Source organism: Amycolatopsis sp. NPDC004079, assembly GCF_040610415.1.
GTDB lineage: Bacteria > Actinomycetota > Actinomycetes > Mycobacteriales > Pseudonocardiaceae > Amycolatopsis > Amycolatopsis halotolerans.
The window spans coordinates 50,665-65,236 of record NZ_JBEXMH010000013.1 but is presented as its reverse complement, the minus strand read 5'-3'; the positions used below and the strand labels follow the sequence as shown (position 1 = coordinate 65,236).

The window sequence follows — 14,572 nt, the reverse complement described above, 5'->3', positions numbered from 1 at the left end:
GCGCCAACTTCGTGCTGATGATGGTTTCGGCTGCTGATGCAATAGCTCCATGGTGCTGTATCCTGGAATTATGCGAGGTGCGGGTGATCAGCTCAGCATCGGGGAGCGTATTGCTTTCTACCGGCGGCGGCGTGGGCTGTCGCAGGCGGTGCTTGCTGACCTGGTGGGCCGTACTGAGGACTGGTTGAGCAAGATCGAGCGCGGCGAGCGCGACATCCGCCGGTTGGACGTCCTGGCGGAGGTCGCGCAAGCGCTGCGGGTGACGCTGGGCGACTTGCTCGGCGAACCGGTGCTGCTGGAGGACCAGGAGAAGAACGACGACGTCCCGGCGATCCGGGATGCGCTGATGGCTCCGCGTCGGCTCTCCCGCACCTTGTTTTCCTCGGCGATGTCGCCCGAGTACATCGACCCCGCGCCGGTGGCGCAGCTGGTGGAAGGTGCCTGGTCCAGTTACCAGAACGGCGAACTCGGCCGGGTCGTCGCGGCGCTGCCCGGTCTGATCAAGACCAGTCAGGCGATGGAGGCCGCCTCCTCGGACGACGCGACGTACAAGCGTGCGTGCGCGGCGGTCGCGGCCCGGGTCCACCACCTGGCCGCGACCACCCTGAGCAAGATCGGCGAGGCTGACCTCGCCTGGATCGCGGCTGAACGAGCGATGCAAGCCGCCGATGACGCGGACGATCCGCTGGTGCTGGCGTCGGCCGCACGCTCGGGGACGCACGCGCTGCTGGCGGTGGGCCGGTTCGATGACGCGTTGGAGCTGGGCGACGTCGCGGCCAAGTGGTTGCTGCCGCGCATGGCGGAAGGTGATCCGGCGGCGTTGAGCCTGTACGGGATGCTCTACCTCCGCACGGCGGTGGCCGCGGCTCGGCATCAGGACCGGTCGACGGCGAACGACCTTCTCGGTCACGCGGGACGGGCGGCGGACCAGCTCGGCGTGGATGCGAACTATTGGCAGACCGGGTTCGGCCCGGCCAACGTCGAGCTGCACCGGCTGTCGGCGGCGCTGGACCTCGGCGACGTCGGGCAGGTGATCGAGTCCGCGCCGCGCGTTAACGTCGATCATCTGCCGGTGGAGCGCCAGGTCACGCACTTGATCGACTTCGCGCGGGCGTTGAGCTTGGTCGCGAAGGACGACGACGCGCTTGACGCCCTGCTGGAGGCGGAGACGAAGGCGCCGACTGTCGTCCGGCATAACACGATGGTGCGTGAGGTGGTGCGGTCCATGTATAGGCGTGCCCCGGCGTCGGCGGGCAAGAAGTCTTCGGCGCTGTTGGCGCTGGCTGAGCGCTGCGGCGCGGTGAGGTAGGCGGATGTCGTCGCGTGTTCTCGGCCTGGTCGGTTCCGGTGCTGGCGGGGTTGAAGATCTGCTTCCGAAGCTGATCCGTCCTGCGCAGGCTGCGGGGTGGACGGTAGCGGTGACGTTGACGCCGACGGCTGGGCGCTGGCTGGCCGAGTCGGGTGCGCTGGCGGAGATCGAGGACGCGACGGGCTACCCGGTGCGGGTCGAGCCGCGGTCGCCGTCGGAGCGCAGTCCGCATCCTGCGCCGGACTGCTACCTGGTCGCGCCGGCCTCGGCGAACGTGGTCGCGAAGATGTCGCTCGGCATCGCGGACAATCAGGCGTTGACGCAGGTCAACGAGGCCATCGGTACGCGCAACCTGCCGGTCGTGGTCTTCCCGCGCGTGAACGCGGCGCATGCGCGTCAGCCGTTCTGGGAGATGCACATCGCGAACCTGCGGCGCGTCGGCGTCGAGCTGCTTTACGGTGACGACGTCTGGCCGCTGCACGAACCGCGCAGCGCTCCCGGCCGGGAACTGCCCTGGTCGGCGATGCTCGACGCGATCGAAAAGGCCGTTCCGGCCGGACGCTAGCCCCTGCTCGAATGCACCCGGACAGTTTGTCCGGGTGATCTGCCTTACCCGGGTGTCTCCTGATCCCAGCGCGCCAAATCGAGCGTGCGGAAGCCGAGACATCGGGAGAGCACATGGGCATTCACGTGGTGATTCAGCCCCTCGTCGGATACGGCGCTGCCGTCGTGTCGCCTTCCCCTGGGGTTCGCCAGCTGGTGGCCGGGGGCGATGAGACCGCGATCGTGATCCAGGTACCGGCTCGCATCGGCGGCCTGATGGACACCGCGCGGTTTGCGCGGAGCCTCGCCGTGGCCGCTGGCGAGTTCGGCGAGTGGTGCGAGACGCAAAACCGCACCCGCACCTACTCCTCTCCTCTCGGCGACCAGTGGCCGGAAGAGCGCGACTGAGCGCACAAAAACCAGAACAGCAAAGGGAATTCAGCATGGCTATCGAAAAAGGACACCGGTTTGCGATCGACTTCGACGAGGCGTTCCCGCAGGGGCTTGTGATGGTGGGGGAAGTGATCCCGGACAACGAGTATCAGTCTCGGGAGGACCGGGCTGCGGGGCGACCCGTACGCCAGCGTGTTGACGAGGTGACCGGCAAGCGGCAGTGGCGGGCCGCGGTGACGGACCCGGGCGAGACGAAGGCGAAGCGGGCCTCGTTCGAGGTGACGTTCCTGGCCGACGTTCAGCCGGTGCCCACCACTTCGGAGGCGCTGCCGGGCATGCGGCCGGTCGAGCTGGACGGGTTGACGGCGGAGCCGCGCGTCGGCGGGCAGGGCGAGTTCAAGTATCAGACGTACGTCTTTCGGGCGACGGGTTTCAAGGCCGCTGCGGGCAAGTCGTCGTCGCGGTCGGCGGATGCGTCGTCTGCGTCTGGCGAGGGCAAGGCGGCGTAGATGGGTGTTCTCGGTTTGCAGACAGGGACGATCCCGGGCCGGAGGTGTGGTTGATGCGTGGCACGGATATGGCGAGCCCGCGAGCACGCGGCCTGGGTGCGGCGCTGCGAGATGCCCGGATCGAGGCGCGGTTCGGGTTGCGGGAGCTGGCGCGGCGAATCGGGGTCAACCCGGCGTTGTTGTCGAACTGGGAACTCGGTCAGCGGGTCCCGACCCCGGAAGAGGTGTCGAACGTGCTCGGTGCGCTCGGCGTGACCGGGGAACGGAAAGCCTGGATCATGCTGCTGGCGCATGGCGTGACGGGCCCGAGCTGGTCCTCGGTCGGCTCGCAGGCGGACCCGGCCCACTACACGACATTGATCGCGCACGAGCGGGTCGCGACGGCCGTGACGGTATGGGCCCCGCTGCTGATCCCGGATCTGCTGCAGGTCCCGGATTACGCGCGGCTGGTGTTCGGCCCGGACCTGCGGGACAAGGAGAAGCTGGATCAGGTGGTCGAGAGCCGCATGGACCGCAACCGGATCATCTTCGGCGCGGGCGCGATCCCGGCGCAGATGTTCATCGGGTCGGAGGCGCTGCGGAACCATTTCGGGGATGCCGAGGTGATGCTGAGGCAGACGCGGTTCCTCAAGGACTTGATCGGGCTGTCGCGGACGATGACGATCCGCCTGGCTCCGAGTCAGGCGGTGACTGCGGAGGCGTTCAGCCGCTACGCGCTGAAGGACACCTCGGACGTCGTGTACTGCCCCCATCGCGGGATGGGCGTGTTCCTGGTCGGGAAGGAAGCCGCCCCGTACACGGTGACGATCGAGCGGCTGAGGGAGGCGGCGTTGTCTCCGGCGGACTCGCTGGCGCGCCTGTCGGTGGTGGTCGACCAGCTCCTGAAAGAGGTGAAGGCGCAGCGGCGGGCGACTGACGCCGGGCTGAACCGGCTCCTGACCGGCGAGGAACCGACCACGGACGAGTCGACCACCGACTAGCCGAAAACCTAAGCGAGTACTGAAAAAAGCGCACGGTGACGTGTGCTGTGTTCAACGCGCCCTGATGCGCTTGGAATTGTTCCGTAATTAACGCAGAACCGGCCTCTGGCGACCAACCTTCACCGGTTCTGCGCTGTCCACTGGGAAGTGAACAATGACGAACATAACCGGTTCTGGACGGCGTGCGTCAACGGGGGTCACCCGGATGCGTTGCGCCGCATGCAAAAAGTTCGCCCGCCTCGTGCGGGGAGAGACGAAGTGCGCGGCATGTCAAGGAATGCTGCCGCTTGACCTCGCCGCGGCTGAGGGCGGTGAGCGGCGATGAACGCGGCGGTGGTGATCGCTGTCAGCGCGGGTGTCGCGGTGGTGTTGTGGGTGCTGGCGAAGCTGGGTCGTGCGTTGGCGTCCATTGTGGAAACGCTGGCGGCGTTGGCGTTCCTGGGTTTCGCGTTCTGGACGGTGCTGCGGGCGGTCGGCTGGCTGGTGCGGCAGATCGTCACCCGCTGGCGCACCTGTCTCGCGTTGGTCGTGATCGTGGTGTGGTTGCGGTGGTGGGGCTGGCTGTCGCTGACGGTCGTGTTCGTCACGCTGGCGCTGATCGCGGTCGTCTGGCGTGCGTTGGATGTGGTCGGGTTTGACCGGTGGTGCGGTCGGTGGCTGCGGGCGTGGTGGCTGCGGTGGGCGGTCTACGGGCGCAAGCTGCCGGACTGGCTGCACGCCTGCGGCCTGACCGTCCGCGACGAAGCCATCCCGGTGGACGTGACGGTCAACCTGGTCTCCCGTCGGCGGAAGCGGGACGCGATCACACGTGCCCGGCAGAAGTCGGGTGTTGCGGTGCCCGCGTTGGTGCGGGTGCGGTCGGGGGCGTCGTGGGACGAGGTTCGGGTTCGGTTGGTGCCGGGGCAGAAGCCGGAGGATTTCGACGAGGCGGCGCGGGCGTTGGCGACGGCGCGGAAGGTGTCGCGGGTACAGGTGCGCGAGATCGCGCCGGATGTGGTGTCGCTGGACTTCATGCGCCGCGACCTGCTCACCACCCCCGTCCGGTGCCGTGAACTGCCCGGTCTGGAACCGGCTCGGGTGAACCTGCGCGCGGTGTATGCGGGGACGACGGAGTACGGGACGCCGTGGCGGCTGCCGTTGACCGGGGCGGGCGCGCACATCCTCGTCGCCGGGGCCAGCGGCGCCGGGAAGAACTCGGTCATGTGGTGCCCGCTGGTGTCGGCCGCTTCGGCGATCCGCTCCGGTCTGGTGCGGGTGTCGGGTGTGGACCCGAAGGGCATGGAACTGGCTTACGGGCGCGGGATCTTCGCCCGCTACGCCGTCTCCGGAAAGGACACCCTCGAACTCTTGGAAGGGCTGCGGGACGAGCTGGAACACCGCAAGCGGGAGTTCGCGGGGAACACCCGGGACGTGCCGTTGTCGGCGGAGTTTCCGTTGGAGTTGCTGGAGTTCGACGAGATCGGCGCGTTGACCCGCTATACCGACCGCAAGACCCGCGAGGCGATCGTGGAACACGTCGCGGTCCTCAACACGCAGGGTCGGGCGTTGGGGGTGTCGGTCCGCGGCTATGTGCAGGAGCCGACGAAGGACACGGTTCCGGTGCGGGAGCTGTTCACCCGCCGCGTCTGCTTGCGCGTGACCTCCAAGACACATGTCGGGATGGTGCTGGGCGACGGCGCGTACGAGCGAGGCGCGTGGGCGAACCGCATCCCGGAGACCATGCCCGGCACCGGCTACGTGTGGGGCGAGGGCATCCGCGAACCCCTGCGCGTCCGCGCGGGCTGGGTCCCGGACGACACCGTGAAGGCGTTGGAGCAGTACGTCACCAACGGCGGCACCCACCACCTCGACCACGCACAGGCCGAGGAAAGGAGGGCCGCATGAACCGGCTCATGATCTTCCTCGACACCATCCGGGACCACCTCGACCTGCATCAGCTGCCGCCAGTCGCGTCGCTGGACGTCTCCGCCTGGTCGAGACCGATCACGGTGCAGCTTGACGTCGACGGCCTAGCCGAGGTCGCGCGGGCATTGCTGACGTGGGCGAACACCCTCGACGACGTCACCACGACGTTGTGGCGGATCGCCGAGGGCGGCTGGGTGCACATCGGGATCATCGGCCGGACCCCGTGCGGAATCCCGGTGCGCGTCTACGGCGCGGTGCTCTTCGACCCGAGCGTCTTCCCGGACCTCCCGGCCGGAGACAAACAGCCGATGCCAGTGCACGTGCTGCGCGGGTGGGCGTCGCGAGGGGAGGCGGCGGCCTGATGGAAGGGACACGAGCGGAACGGATGCGGATGCCGCTGGCCGACGACGTGATCCGGGCGACGGCGGAGAAACACGGCGTATGCGTGCGTCCGTTCACGATGGAGGTCGGCGACCAGGAAACCGGCGAACTGCGGTACGTCCCGATGCCCTGTGGGTCCACAGTGGAATCGGTGTGCCTGCCGTGTGCGCGAAAAGCCAAGGCGCTGCGGCAAGTCCAGTGCCGCGAAGGCTGGCACATGACCGAAGAACCCGACCTCACGCCCGACGAACCGACCGAGGACCAAACCGAACTGTTGGCCTACCGGGCTGACCTCGTCGCCTCCTACCGCGAAGTCGCCGACACCGACCCCGCCGAAGCGGAAGAACTGCGGGAGGAGATCCGTGGTGTGGACGAAGAACTTCGGCAACTCGGCGTCCGGGGCCGACTGCCCTCCATCGACCTGCCGACCAGGAAGGCGGTGAAGCGGTCGACGAAGCGGCGGCAGGACGCGCCGAACCTGCCCCGGCGCAAGGTCGCCAAGACCACGGTGGGGCGGGAGTACGCGGGGCGGTTCCGGCCCTCGATGTTCGTCACGCTGACCTGCGACACCTACGGCCCGGTCCGCGGTGACGGCTCCCCGGTCAACCCGGCCGCCTATGACTATCGGCGGGCGGCGCGGGACGCGGTGCACTTCTCGGCGCTGGTGGATCGATGGTGGCAGAACCTGCGCCGAGTCGTCGGCTGGGACGTGCAGTACTTCGCGACCGTCGAGCCGCAGAAGCGGACCGCGCCGCACCTGCACGCCGCCATCCGGGGATCGGTGCCGCACGAGGTCATCCGGCAGGTCACCGAAGCCACCTACCACCAGGTCTGGTGGCCCCGCCACGACCAGATCGTCTACGCCGACCGGACGCCCGCCTGGGACGGTCCGGAACAGGGATTTGTCGACCCCGACACCCGCCGACCCCTACTGACCTGGGACGACGCGGTGGACCAGGTCGAGGCACCCGCGCACGTGGTGACCTTTGGCCGCCAGGTCCACTCCAAGGGAATCCTCGGCGGCACCGAGGACGCCGGCCGCCACATCGGCTACCTGACCAAATACCTCACCAAGTCCACCGGCGAAGTGGTCGAGGCCGACACCCCGGCGCTGGCCGATCACCACGACCGGCTCCACGCCGAACTGGCCGTCACACCCTGTTCCCCTCGGTGCGCGGTGTGGCTGCTCTACGGCATCCAACCCAAGGGAGCCAACGGAAAGACCACCCCGGGCCACTGCAAGGGCCGGGCGCACCGGCGGACCACCCTCGGCTTGCCCGGTCGCCGGGTGCTGGTGTCGCGGAAGTGGTCGGGCAAGACCCTCGTGGACCACAAAGCCGACCGGCGCGGCTTCGTCCTGGACGCCCTGGCCGCTGTGGGGATCGAGAAACCGCAACCGGACCCGGCCCGGCTCGTCTGGCGCAAGGTCGACGCCGCCGACCCGCACGTCCCACCGCGGCCGCACCTGGTGATGCACGCGATCGCCGAACGCATCGCCTGGAAAGCCGAATACGACCGCGCACTACTCGCCGCCAGCCCGCCGGAAACTTCGGCAACTCAGCTCGCGGCTTGAAAGGGGGAGACATGGACAACGTGCATCAGATCGAACGGCTGTGGACCGTTGACGACGTCTCGGCCTACCTCGGCGTCCCAGTCAAGACGCTCTACCAGTGGAAATGGCGTGGCGAGGGTCCGCCGGTCCGCAAGATCGGCCGTCATCTCCGCTACGACCCGGCTTCGGTCAAAGCCTGGGTCTCGCAAGCCGCCTGATAGTTCGGCAATCACGAAAGGAAGGTCCACATGGGACACATTCAAGACAGGTGGTACCGGCAAGCCCGAGAGCCGGGGACCGATGAGTTGCGGTTCAACGACAAGGGCAAGCCGGTCATGGAGAAGACCGAGCTGTACGGCATCGGCCTGCGATACAAGGTCCGGTACCTGGACCCAGAAGGGCAGGAGCGATCGAAGTCCTTCCCGGACAAGCAAAAGAAGCGGGCGGAGGACTTCCTGATCGAGGTGGAGTCCGACAAGCGCGAGGGCAAGTACGTGGACCCCCGGGCGGGCCGGATCTCGTTCAAGACGGTCGCCGAGCGGTGGGCCGCTGCGCAGACGTATGACCACACGACGCGGGAACGGGTCGCAAGCCGAGTGGCGAACCATCTAGTCCCGTACTTCGAGGGCAAGTCGATCGCAGCGGTCCGCCCTAGCGATGTCCAAGGCTGGCTGCGCTGGCTCCAGGAGCGTGGCGTGAGCGCGAACTCGCGAGTCCTGTATTTCACGCACCTGGTGTCGATATTCAGCTTCGCCAAGGAAGACAAGCTCATCGTGAGCAACCCGGCGCAGGCCCGGAGCGTGACCAGGCCGCGGGAAGACCACACGCGGGTTCAGCCATGGTCGGCTGAGCGGGCACAGGCGGTGTTGCGGGCACTGCCTGCCCGGTATCGCCCCTCGGTTCGGATTCCGGCGGGGCTCGGGTTGCGGCAGGGCGAGGTGTTCGGGTTCTCGCTCGATGACGTCGACCGGGAACGGAACATTGTCCGGGTGGAGCGGCAAGTCCGGATCGTGAGCAACGTGCTGTGCTTCGCTCCGCCGAAGCGGGGCAAGACGCGTGAGGTGCCGATCGGGTCCCGGCTACTCGCCGAGTTGGACGATTACGCCGAGGAGTTTCCGCCGACTCTGACGACGCTGCCGTGGGTGCATCCGGACGGCAAGCCGGTCACGGTGAACCTGCTGATGGTGGATTACGACGGGCTGCCGTTCCGGCGGGGCGGCTTCCGGCTCAACGTCTGGCGACCGGCACTCAAGCGGGCCGGGATCGTGGAGCCGACCAGGGCTGACGGGATGCATGCGCTCCGTCACCTCTACGCCTCGGTCCTGCTCGACGCAGGCGAGTCCATCAAGGCGCTGTCCGCCTACCTCGGCCACTCCGACCCAGGCTTCACCCTCCGCGTCTACACGCACCTGCTCCCGACCAGCCACGAGCGGACCCGTAAGGCAGTCGATGGTCTGCTCAGGAGCTTCGGGAACGACTCAGGCCGCCCCCAGGCAGCGTGACGGCCTGGAGACGGCCTGAGAAAGATCCACAGAGGCAAAACCGCAGCTAGGCGTACATCGCCAACCAGATCGCGATGTAATGCGACACCGCAGCCAACACCGTGCACGCATGAAAGAACTCGTGGTACCCAAAGGTCTCCGGCCAGTGGTTAGGCCACTTGACCGCGTAAAAAACCGCCCCCACGGTATAAAACAGCCCGCCCACGCAAAGCAGCACCAAAGCCGCGACCCCGGCATGGCTCAGCAACTCGGGCAGAACGAAGACCGCGACCCACCCCAGTGCGATGTAGATCGGCACCCCGAGCCAACGCGGCGCGTGCGGCCACAGCATCTTCATCGCCACGCCGAGGACCGCGCCGCCCCAGACGATGGCCAGGACGATGTATCCGGTCGGCTTCGACATGGCCAGCAGGGTGAACGGCGTGTACGTGCCGGCGATGAAGAGGAAGATCATCGAATGGTCGGCGCGCTTCATCCACTTGTACGCGCGCGGGCTCCACAGCCTGCGGTGATACAGCGCGCTCACGCCGAACACGCCCAGCACGGTGAGGCCGTACACGGACGTCGCCAGCGCGGCTACCCCGGAAACCGTCGAGGCGGCGAGGCTGATCAGCGTGGCGGCTCCGGCGACCGCGCCGAAGAACGACCAGAAGTGGATATGGCCGCGCAGCCGGGGGCGAGTGTCCTCGGGGACGGGTGGGGGCTCGGTCGTCACGCTCACCGAGCCAAGGCTACGGGACCGTAGGTTTTTCGCCAGCCCCCGTGGCGCGTCACACCCTTACTCCAGGGGTGCGTACGCTCGGGCGACGTGAGCCTCCGGTCCTTCATGTCCGACGTCGTCTACAGCGTCTACAGCCGCCGACTGATCCAGCAGTCGGCAGGCCGTCATCCCCGGCATATCGCGATCATGCTCGACGGCAATCGCCGCTGGGCCCGCGAGGCCGGGTTCGCCGACGTGGCCGACGGGCATCGCGCCGGGGCCAAGAAGATCGCCGACTTCCTCAGCTGGTGCCAGGAGGCCGAGGTCGAGGTCGTGACGATGTGGCTGCTGTCCACCGACAACCTGAACCGCGATCCGGACGAGCTCACGCCGCTGCTGAAGATCATCACCGACGTCACCGACGAACTCGCCGGGGCCGAGGTGCCGTGGCGGCTGCGCATCGTCGGCGCGCTCGACCTGCTGCCGCTCGAGGTGGCGCAGAAGCTCACCGCCGCCGCGGCGCGGACCGAGAACCACTCGGGCATGGAAGTGAACATCGCGGTGGGCTACGGCGGACGGCAGGAGATCGCCGACGCCGTCCGCAAACTCCTCCTGCAGCACGCCGACGAGGGCACTTCGATTCGCGAACTCGCGAAAATCCTCGACGTCGACCACATCTCGGAACATCTCTACACATCCGGCCAGCCGGATCCGGAGCTGATTATCCGAACGTCCGGTGAACAGCGGCTTTCCGGATTTCTGCTCTGGCAGTCCGCGCATTCGGAATTCTGGTTCACCGAGGCTTACTGGCCGGCATTCCGGCGCGTCGATTTTCTCCGCGCGATGCGCGACTACGCCTGGCGGCACCGCCGGTTCGGGGTCTGAGCGGCGGACCGGCCCGGCGGACCCACCCAGCCGGGCCGGTCAACCCGGGCCGCTGACGCCGCGAAGGCCCCGGAGCCGGGCTCCGGGGCCTTCGCGTCAAGACGGCTCAGCCGTGGTGGTGCTCCATCGAGTGGGCCACCAGCGCCGGGGTCAGCGCGACGCCGGTGTAGGCGCCGGCGACCAGCGAAGCGGCACCGTAGCCGAGCGCGCCGCCGCCCTCGATGAAGGTGGCGTAGGCGTCGCCGAACGTCGGGTCCGGAGCGCCCTGGGTCGCGGCCGGGGAGGCGAACGCCGTCCCGCCGATCATCATCAGACCCGCGGCGGCACCGGCGACAATTCCAGCCTTCTTCAGCACTTCGCACACTCCTAGGTAGAGATACTGGGATTCGGGGCACCGGAGTGTTCCGGTGGTGTGTCCCGCAGTAAGGAAATTACCCCCGAATGGCCTCTAGCGAATGGTGCGTACGCCCATTGTGTGAGCGCTTGAAGGCCCAGTTCACTCGGACCGGTTCAGTGTCCAGGACGCGAAATGCATTCCGGTCTTGCGCGTGGTACAAGGCCCTTTACCTGGGAATTGCCTGCACTCGGTGATTAATTTTCCTTGATCATCCATCTGTGCGACCCCCCGATCGCCGGACCCGGTGACGCTGGGTGAGCACTGTGGACACTCTGTTGCGGGCGACCGACGGTGGGATGACGAATCGGCGAATCACCTGTGTGGCTGCCTGCACGACGGGGCGGACGTAGGTACCTTCCGGGATAGAGGGCTCGCGTTCCGTGCGGGTTCTCGCGGGAGGCCCTGGTCGTGGCGTTGATCGAGGGGGCGGCTCAGCCGCCCACGAGATGCACGAGGGGGCCGGCACCCGGCCCTCGTGGCCGTGCCGCCTGACGCAGCCAGCGTCAGGGAGTGCGGACTCAGCCAGGGAGGTGCCCGGCCCAGCGAGTGCGGGCGTGGGGTGCACACGCCCTCGAGGGAGATGCCGTCGTGACTGCGCAGCGTTCACCCCGCAAGGCCTCAGGCCGTTCTTCGACCGGTGCCCCGGCGCCGGAGAAAGCCTCGATCTCGCCCGAATCCCCACGCATCACTTATGTGCTCGACACGTCGGTGCTGCTCTCTGACCCGTGGGCGGTCACCCGGTTCGCCGAACACGCGGTGGTGCTCCCGCTGGTCGTCATCAGCGAACTGGAGGCCAAGCGCCACCACTCCGAACTGGGCTGGTTCGCCAGGGAATCCCTCCGGCTGCTGGACGATCTCCGGCTCAAGCACGGCAGGCTCGACGCCCCGATCCCGATCGGCGAGGCGGGCGGAACCCTGCAGGTGGAGCTGAACCACACCGATCCGTCCGTCCTCCCGGTGGGCTTCCGCACCGACTCGAACGACCACCGCATCCTCGCGTGCGCGCTCAACCTCGCGACGGAGCAGCCGCAGGTCGTCCTGGTGACGAAGGACATCCCGCTGCGGGTCAAGGCGGGCGCCGTCGGGCTCACCGCGGACGAGTACCGGGCGCAGGAGGTCACGCCGTCGGGCTGGACGGGCATGGCGGACGCGGACGCTCCCCAGGAGCTGATCGACGCGCTCTTCTCGGGCGGTTCGGCGGATCCGGCGGAGTTCGGGCTCGGCGAGGTGGGCGAACTGCCGTGCCACACCGGGTTGCGGCTGCTCGCGGGCAGCTCCAGCGCGCTCGGCCGGGTCACGGCGGACAAGCGGGTGCGGTTGGTGCGCGGTGACCGCGAGGCGTTCGGCCTGCACGGCCGCTCGGCGGAGCAGCGCGTGGCGCTCGACCTGCTGCTGGACTCCGACGTCGGCATCGTCTCGCTCGGCGGGCGCGCGGGCACCGGCAAGTCGGCGCTGGCGCTGTGCGCGGGCCTGGAGGCGGTGATGGAACGCCAGCAGCACCGCAAGGTCGTGGTGTTCCGCCCGGTCTACGCGGTCGGCGGCCAGGATCTCGGCTATCTGCCCGGGTCCGAGAGCGAGAAGATGCAGCCGTGGGCGCAGGCGGTGTTCGACACGCTCGGCGCGCTGGTCAGCCAGGACGTGCTGGACGAGGTGTTCGACCGCGGCATGCTCGAGGTGCTGCCGCTGACGCACATCCGGGGCCGCTCGCTGCACGACACCTTCGTGATCGTGGACGAGGCGCAATCGCTGGAACGCAATGTGCTGCTGACCGTGCTTTCGCGGCTCGGCTCGGCGTCGCGGGTGGTGCTCACGCACGACGTGGCCCAGCGCGACAACCTGCGGGTCGGACGGCACGACGGCGTCTCGGCGGTGATCGAGAAGCTGAAGGGGCACCCGCTGTTCGCGCACGTGACGCTGACCCGGTCGGAGCGCTCGCCGATCGCGGCGCTGGTGACCGAGATGCTGGAGGACCACGGCTGATCTAGTTCCGTGAAGGACTCCTTGAGGGAATCAGATTCCCTCAAGGAGTCCTTCACGGACTTGCTGCGGGGTTACCAGCCGGAGGGCAGCGGGCGTCCCTCGGCGAAACCGGCCGCGGACTGCACGCCCAGCACGGCGCGCTCGTGGAACTCCTCAAGCGTGCGCGCGCCCGCGTAGGTGCAGGACGAGCGGACACCGGAGCAGATCGAGTCGATCAGGTCCTCGACGCCGGGCCGGGTCGGGTCCAGCGCCATCCTCGACGTGGAGATGCCCTCCTCGAACAGCGCCTTGCGCGCGCGGTCGAAGACGTTGTCCGTGCGCGTGCGGGCCCCGACGGCGCGCTTCGACGCCATCCCGAACGACTCCTTGTACGGGCGGCCCTGCTCGTCGTACCGCAGGTCGCCGGGCGATTCGTGGGTGCTGGCGAACCACGAGCCGACCATCGCCGCCGACGCGCCCGCGGCCAGCGCCAGCGCGACGTCGCGAGGGTGCCGCACGCCGCCGTCCGCCCAGACGTGTTTGCCCAGTTCACGGGCGGCAGCCGAGCATTCCGCCACGGCGGAGAACTGCGGGCGGCCGACACCGGTCATCATCCGCGTGGTGCACATCGCGCCGGGACCGACGCCGACCTTGATGACGTCCGCGCCCGCGTGGATGAGGTCGCGAGTGCCCTCGGCGGTCACGACGTTCCCCGCCACGATCGGCACCTTCGGCGACACCGAACGGACCGCCTTGAGCGCGGCGATCATCTTTTCCTGGTGCCCGTGCGCGGTGTCGACGACCAGCGTGTCGACGCCCGCGGCCAGCACCGCTTCGGCCTTCGCCGCGACGTCGCCGTTCACGCCGACCGCGGCGGCGACGCGCAGCTTGCCCTGAGCGTCGGCGGCCGGGGTGTAGATCTCCGAGCGCAGCGCGCCGACCGCGGTGAGGACGCCGGCGAGGCGACCGTCGGCGTCGAGGCCGAGGGCGAGCCGTCCGCCGTGGCTGTGCAGGAGCTCGAAAACCTCGCGCGGCGGCGTGTCCAGCGGAACAGCGACGACGGCTGGCTCGGCGACGTCGGCCAGCCGCGCGAAGCGGTCGACACCAGCGCAGGCGGCCTCGTCGACGACGCCGACCGGCTTGCCGTCACCGTCGACGATGACGACCGCGCCGTGTGCTCGTTTGTGCACGAGGTTGAGGGCGTCGGCCACCGCGTCGCCGCCGGTGAGGACCAGCGGCGTGTCCCAGACGGCGTGGCGGGACTTCACCCAGGAGACGATTTCGGTCACCGCCTCGGTGTCGACGTCCTGCGGAAGCACGACGAGCCCGCCGCGGCGAGCGACCGTCTCGGCCATCCGCCGCCCGGCGACGGCCGTCATGTTGGCCACCACCAAGGGGATCGTCGCGCCAGTGCCGTCCACAGTGGACAAGTCGACGCCGAAGCGGGACTCCACGTCCGAACGGTTCGGCAGCAGGAACACGTCGTCGTAGGTCAGGTCGTGAGCGGGCACGTGCCCATCCAGAAAGCGCACGAGTCACCAGGCTACGTGGCTTGCG

At 68.5% G+C, this 14,572-nt stretch carries 15 protein-coding genes; 12 read left to right on the top strand and 3 right to left on the bottom strand.

Annotated features, from left to right (window positions below; all coding sequences use genetic code 11):
• Nucleotides 1–70 precede the first annotated feature (70 nt).
• The 10 genes from ABZX37_RS16315 (at nucleotide 71) to ABZX37_RS16270 (ending at nucleotide 9,074) form a co-directional block, all read left to right on the top strand.
• On the top strand, nucleotides 71–1,309 hold the full coding sequence (locus tag ABZX37_RS16315; RefSeq protein WP_354740169.1) for a helix-turn-helix domain-containing protein: 1,239 nt from the start codon (nucleotides 71–73) through the stop codon (nucleotides 1,307–1,309).
• A gap of 4 nt (nucleotides 1,310–1,313) precedes the next feature.
• Entirely contained in the window at nucleotides 1,314–1,874 is a 561-nt protein-coding gene (locus tag ABZX37_RS16310; RefSeq protein WP_354740167.1) for a flavoprotein, read from the top strand.
• A gap of 113 nt (nucleotides 1,875–1,987) precedes the next feature.
• Nucleotides 1,988–2,260 carry a hypothetical protein gene (locus tag ABZX37_RS16305; RefSeq protein WP_240690748.1) on the top strand — a complete coding sequence of 91 codons (273 nt, stop codon included), beginning with the start codon at nucleotides 1,988–1,990 and terminating at the stop codon, nucleotides 2,258–2,260.
• Nucleotides 2,261–2,295: 35 nt separating this feature from the next.
• On the top strand, nucleotides 2,296–2,754 hold the full coding sequence (locus tag ABZX37_RS16300) for a hypothetical protein (protein WP_354740165.1): 459 nt from the start codon (nucleotides 2,296–2,298) through the stop codon (nucleotides 2,752–2,754).
• A 53-nt stretch (nucleotides 2,755–2,807) separates the two neighbouring features.
• Entirely contained in the window at nucleotides 2,808–3,734 is a 927-nt protein-coding gene (locus ABZX37_RS16295; RefSeq protein WP_354740163.1) for a Scr1 family TA system antitoxin-like transcriptional regulator, read from the top strand.
• 321 nt (nucleotides 3,735–4,055) lie between these two features.
• Nucleotides 4,056–5,618, top strand: a complete 1,563-nt coding sequence (locus ABZX37_RS16290) for an FtsK/SpoIIIE domain-containing protein (RefSeq protein WP_354740161.1) — start codon at nucleotides 4,056–4,058, stop codon at nucleotides 5,616–5,618.
• Nucleotides 5,615–6,001 carry a hypothetical protein gene (locus ABZX37_RS16285; RefSeq protein WP_354740159.1) on the top strand — a complete coding sequence of 129 codons (387 nt, stop codon included), beginning with the start codon at nucleotides 5,615–5,617 and terminating at the stop codon, nucleotides 5,999–6,001. The genes ABZX37_RS16290 and ABZX37_RS16285 overlap by 4 nt, the downstream gene beginning before the upstream one ends.
• Nucleotides 6,001–7,593, top strand: coding sequence for a replication initiator (locus ABZX37_RS16280; protein WP_354740157.1), 1,593 nt, complete (start codon nucleotides 6,001–6,003; stop codon nucleotides 7,591–7,593). The genes ABZX37_RS16285 and ABZX37_RS16280 overlap by 1 nt, the downstream gene beginning before the upstream one ends.
• Nucleotides 7,594–7,604: 11 nt before the next feature.
• Nucleotides 7,605–7,790, top strand: a complete 186-nt coding sequence (locus ABZX37_RS16275; RefSeq protein WP_354740155.1) for a helix-turn-helix domain-containing protein — start codon at nucleotides 7,605–7,607, stop codon at nucleotides 7,788–7,790.
• A 30-nt stretch (nucleotides 7,791–7,820) separates the two neighbouring features.
• A complete protein-coding gene (locus ABZX37_RS16270) occupies nucleotides 7,821–9,074 on the top strand; it encodes a site-specific integrase (protein WP_354740153.1) in 1,254 nt (417 codons plus the stop codon).
• A gap of 46 nt (nucleotides 9,075–9,120) precedes the next feature.
• On the opposite strand, the gene ABZX37_RS16265 is transcribed toward ABZX37_RS16270, so the two are convergent.
• Complete coding sequence (locus ABZX37_RS16265; protein ID WP_354740151.1) at nucleotides 9,121–9,795, bottom strand: hemolysin III family protein; 675 nt, start codon at nucleotides 9,793–9,795, stop codon at nucleotides 9,121–9,123.
• A gap of 105 nt (nucleotides 9,796–9,900) precedes the next feature.
• Here ABZX37_RS16265 and ABZX37_RS16260 point away from each other — a divergent pair, with 105 nt between their 5' ends.
• Complete coding sequence (locus tag ABZX37_RS16260) at nucleotides 9,901–10,659, top strand: isoprenyl transferase (protein ID WP_354740364.1); 759 nt, start codon at nucleotides 9,901–9,903, stop codon at nucleotides 10,657–10,659.
• Nucleotides 10,660–10,765: 106 nt separating this feature from the next.
• Here the strand turns inward: ABZX37_RS16260 and ABZX37_RS16255 are convergent, their stop codons facing one another.
• Nucleotides 10,766–11,014, bottom strand: a complete 249-nt coding sequence (locus tag ABZX37_RS16255; protein WP_067576545.1) for a hypothetical protein — start codon at nucleotides 11,012–11,014, stop codon at nucleotides 10,766–10,768.
• A 735-nt stretch (nucleotides 11,015–11,749) separates the two neighbouring features.
• On the opposite strand from ABZX37_RS16255, the gene ABZX37_RS16250 reads away from it, so the two are divergent.
• Nucleotides 11,750–13,036: a PhoH family protein gene (locus ABZX37_RS16250; protein WP_354740362.1), complete on the top strand. Its 1,287-nt coding sequence runs from the start codon at nucleotides 11,750–11,752 to the stop codon at nucleotides 13,034–13,036.
• Nucleotides 13,037–13,107: 71 nt separating this feature from the next.
• On the opposite strand, the gene ABZX37_RS16245 is transcribed toward ABZX37_RS16250, so the two are convergent.
• Entirely contained in the window at nucleotides 13,108–14,547 is a 1,440-nt protein-coding gene (locus tag ABZX37_RS16245) for a GuaB1 family IMP dehydrogenase-related protein (RefSeq protein WP_354740149.1), read from the bottom strand.
• Nucleotides 14,548–14,572 lie beyond the last annotated feature (25 nt).

What these genes read in the sequence shown, in the direction of transcription:
- ABZX37_RS16275 (WP_354740155.1), top strand. Translation starts at nt 7,605, where the DNA reads ATGGACAACGTGCATCAGATCGAACGGCTGTGGACCGTTGACGACGTC.
- ABZX37_RS16280 (WP_354740157.1), top strand. Translation starts at nt 6,001, where the DNA reads ATGGAAGGGACACGAGCGGAACGGATGCGGATGCCGCTGGCCGACGAC.
- ABZX37_RS16300 (WP_354740165.1), top strand. Translation starts at nt 2,296, where the DNA reads ATGGCTATCGAAAAAGGACACCGGTTTGCGATCGACTTCGACGAGGCG.
- ABZX37_RS16285 (WP_354740159.1), top strand. Translation starts at nt 5,615, where the DNA reads ATGAACCGGCTCATGATCTTCCTCGACACCATCCGGGACCACCTCGAC.
- ABZX37_RS16270 (WP_354740153.1), top strand. Translation starts at nt 7,821, where the DNA reads ATGGGACACATTCAAGACAGGTGGTACCGGCAAGCCCGAGAGCCGGGG.
- ABZX37_RS16310 (WP_354740167.1), top strand. Translation starts at nt 1,314, where the DNA reads ATGTCGTCGCGTGTTCTCGGCCTGGTCGGTTCCGGTGCTGGCGGGGTT.
- ABZX37_RS16315 (WP_354740169.1), top strand. Translation starts at nt 71, where the DNA reads ATGCGAGGTGCGGGTGATCAGCTCAGCATCGGGGAGCGTATTGCTTTC.
- ABZX37_RS16295 (WP_354740163.1), top strand. Translation starts at nt 2,808, where the DNA reads ATGCGTGGCACGGATATGGCGAGCCCGCGAGCACGCGGCCTGGGTGCG.
- ABZX37_RS16260 (WP_354740364.1), top strand. Translation starts at nt 9,901, where the DNA reads ATGTCCGACGTCGTCTACAGCGTCTACAGCCGCCGACTGATCCAGCAG.
- ABZX37_RS16305 (WP_240690748.1), top strand. Translation starts at nt 1,988, where the DNA reads ATGGGCATTCACGTGGTGATTCAGCCCCTCGTCGGATACGGCGCTGCC.
- ABZX37_RS16290 (WP_354740161.1), top strand. Translation starts at nt 4,056, where the DNA reads ATGAACGCGGCGGTGGTGATCGCTGTCAGCGCGGGTGTCGCGGTGGTG.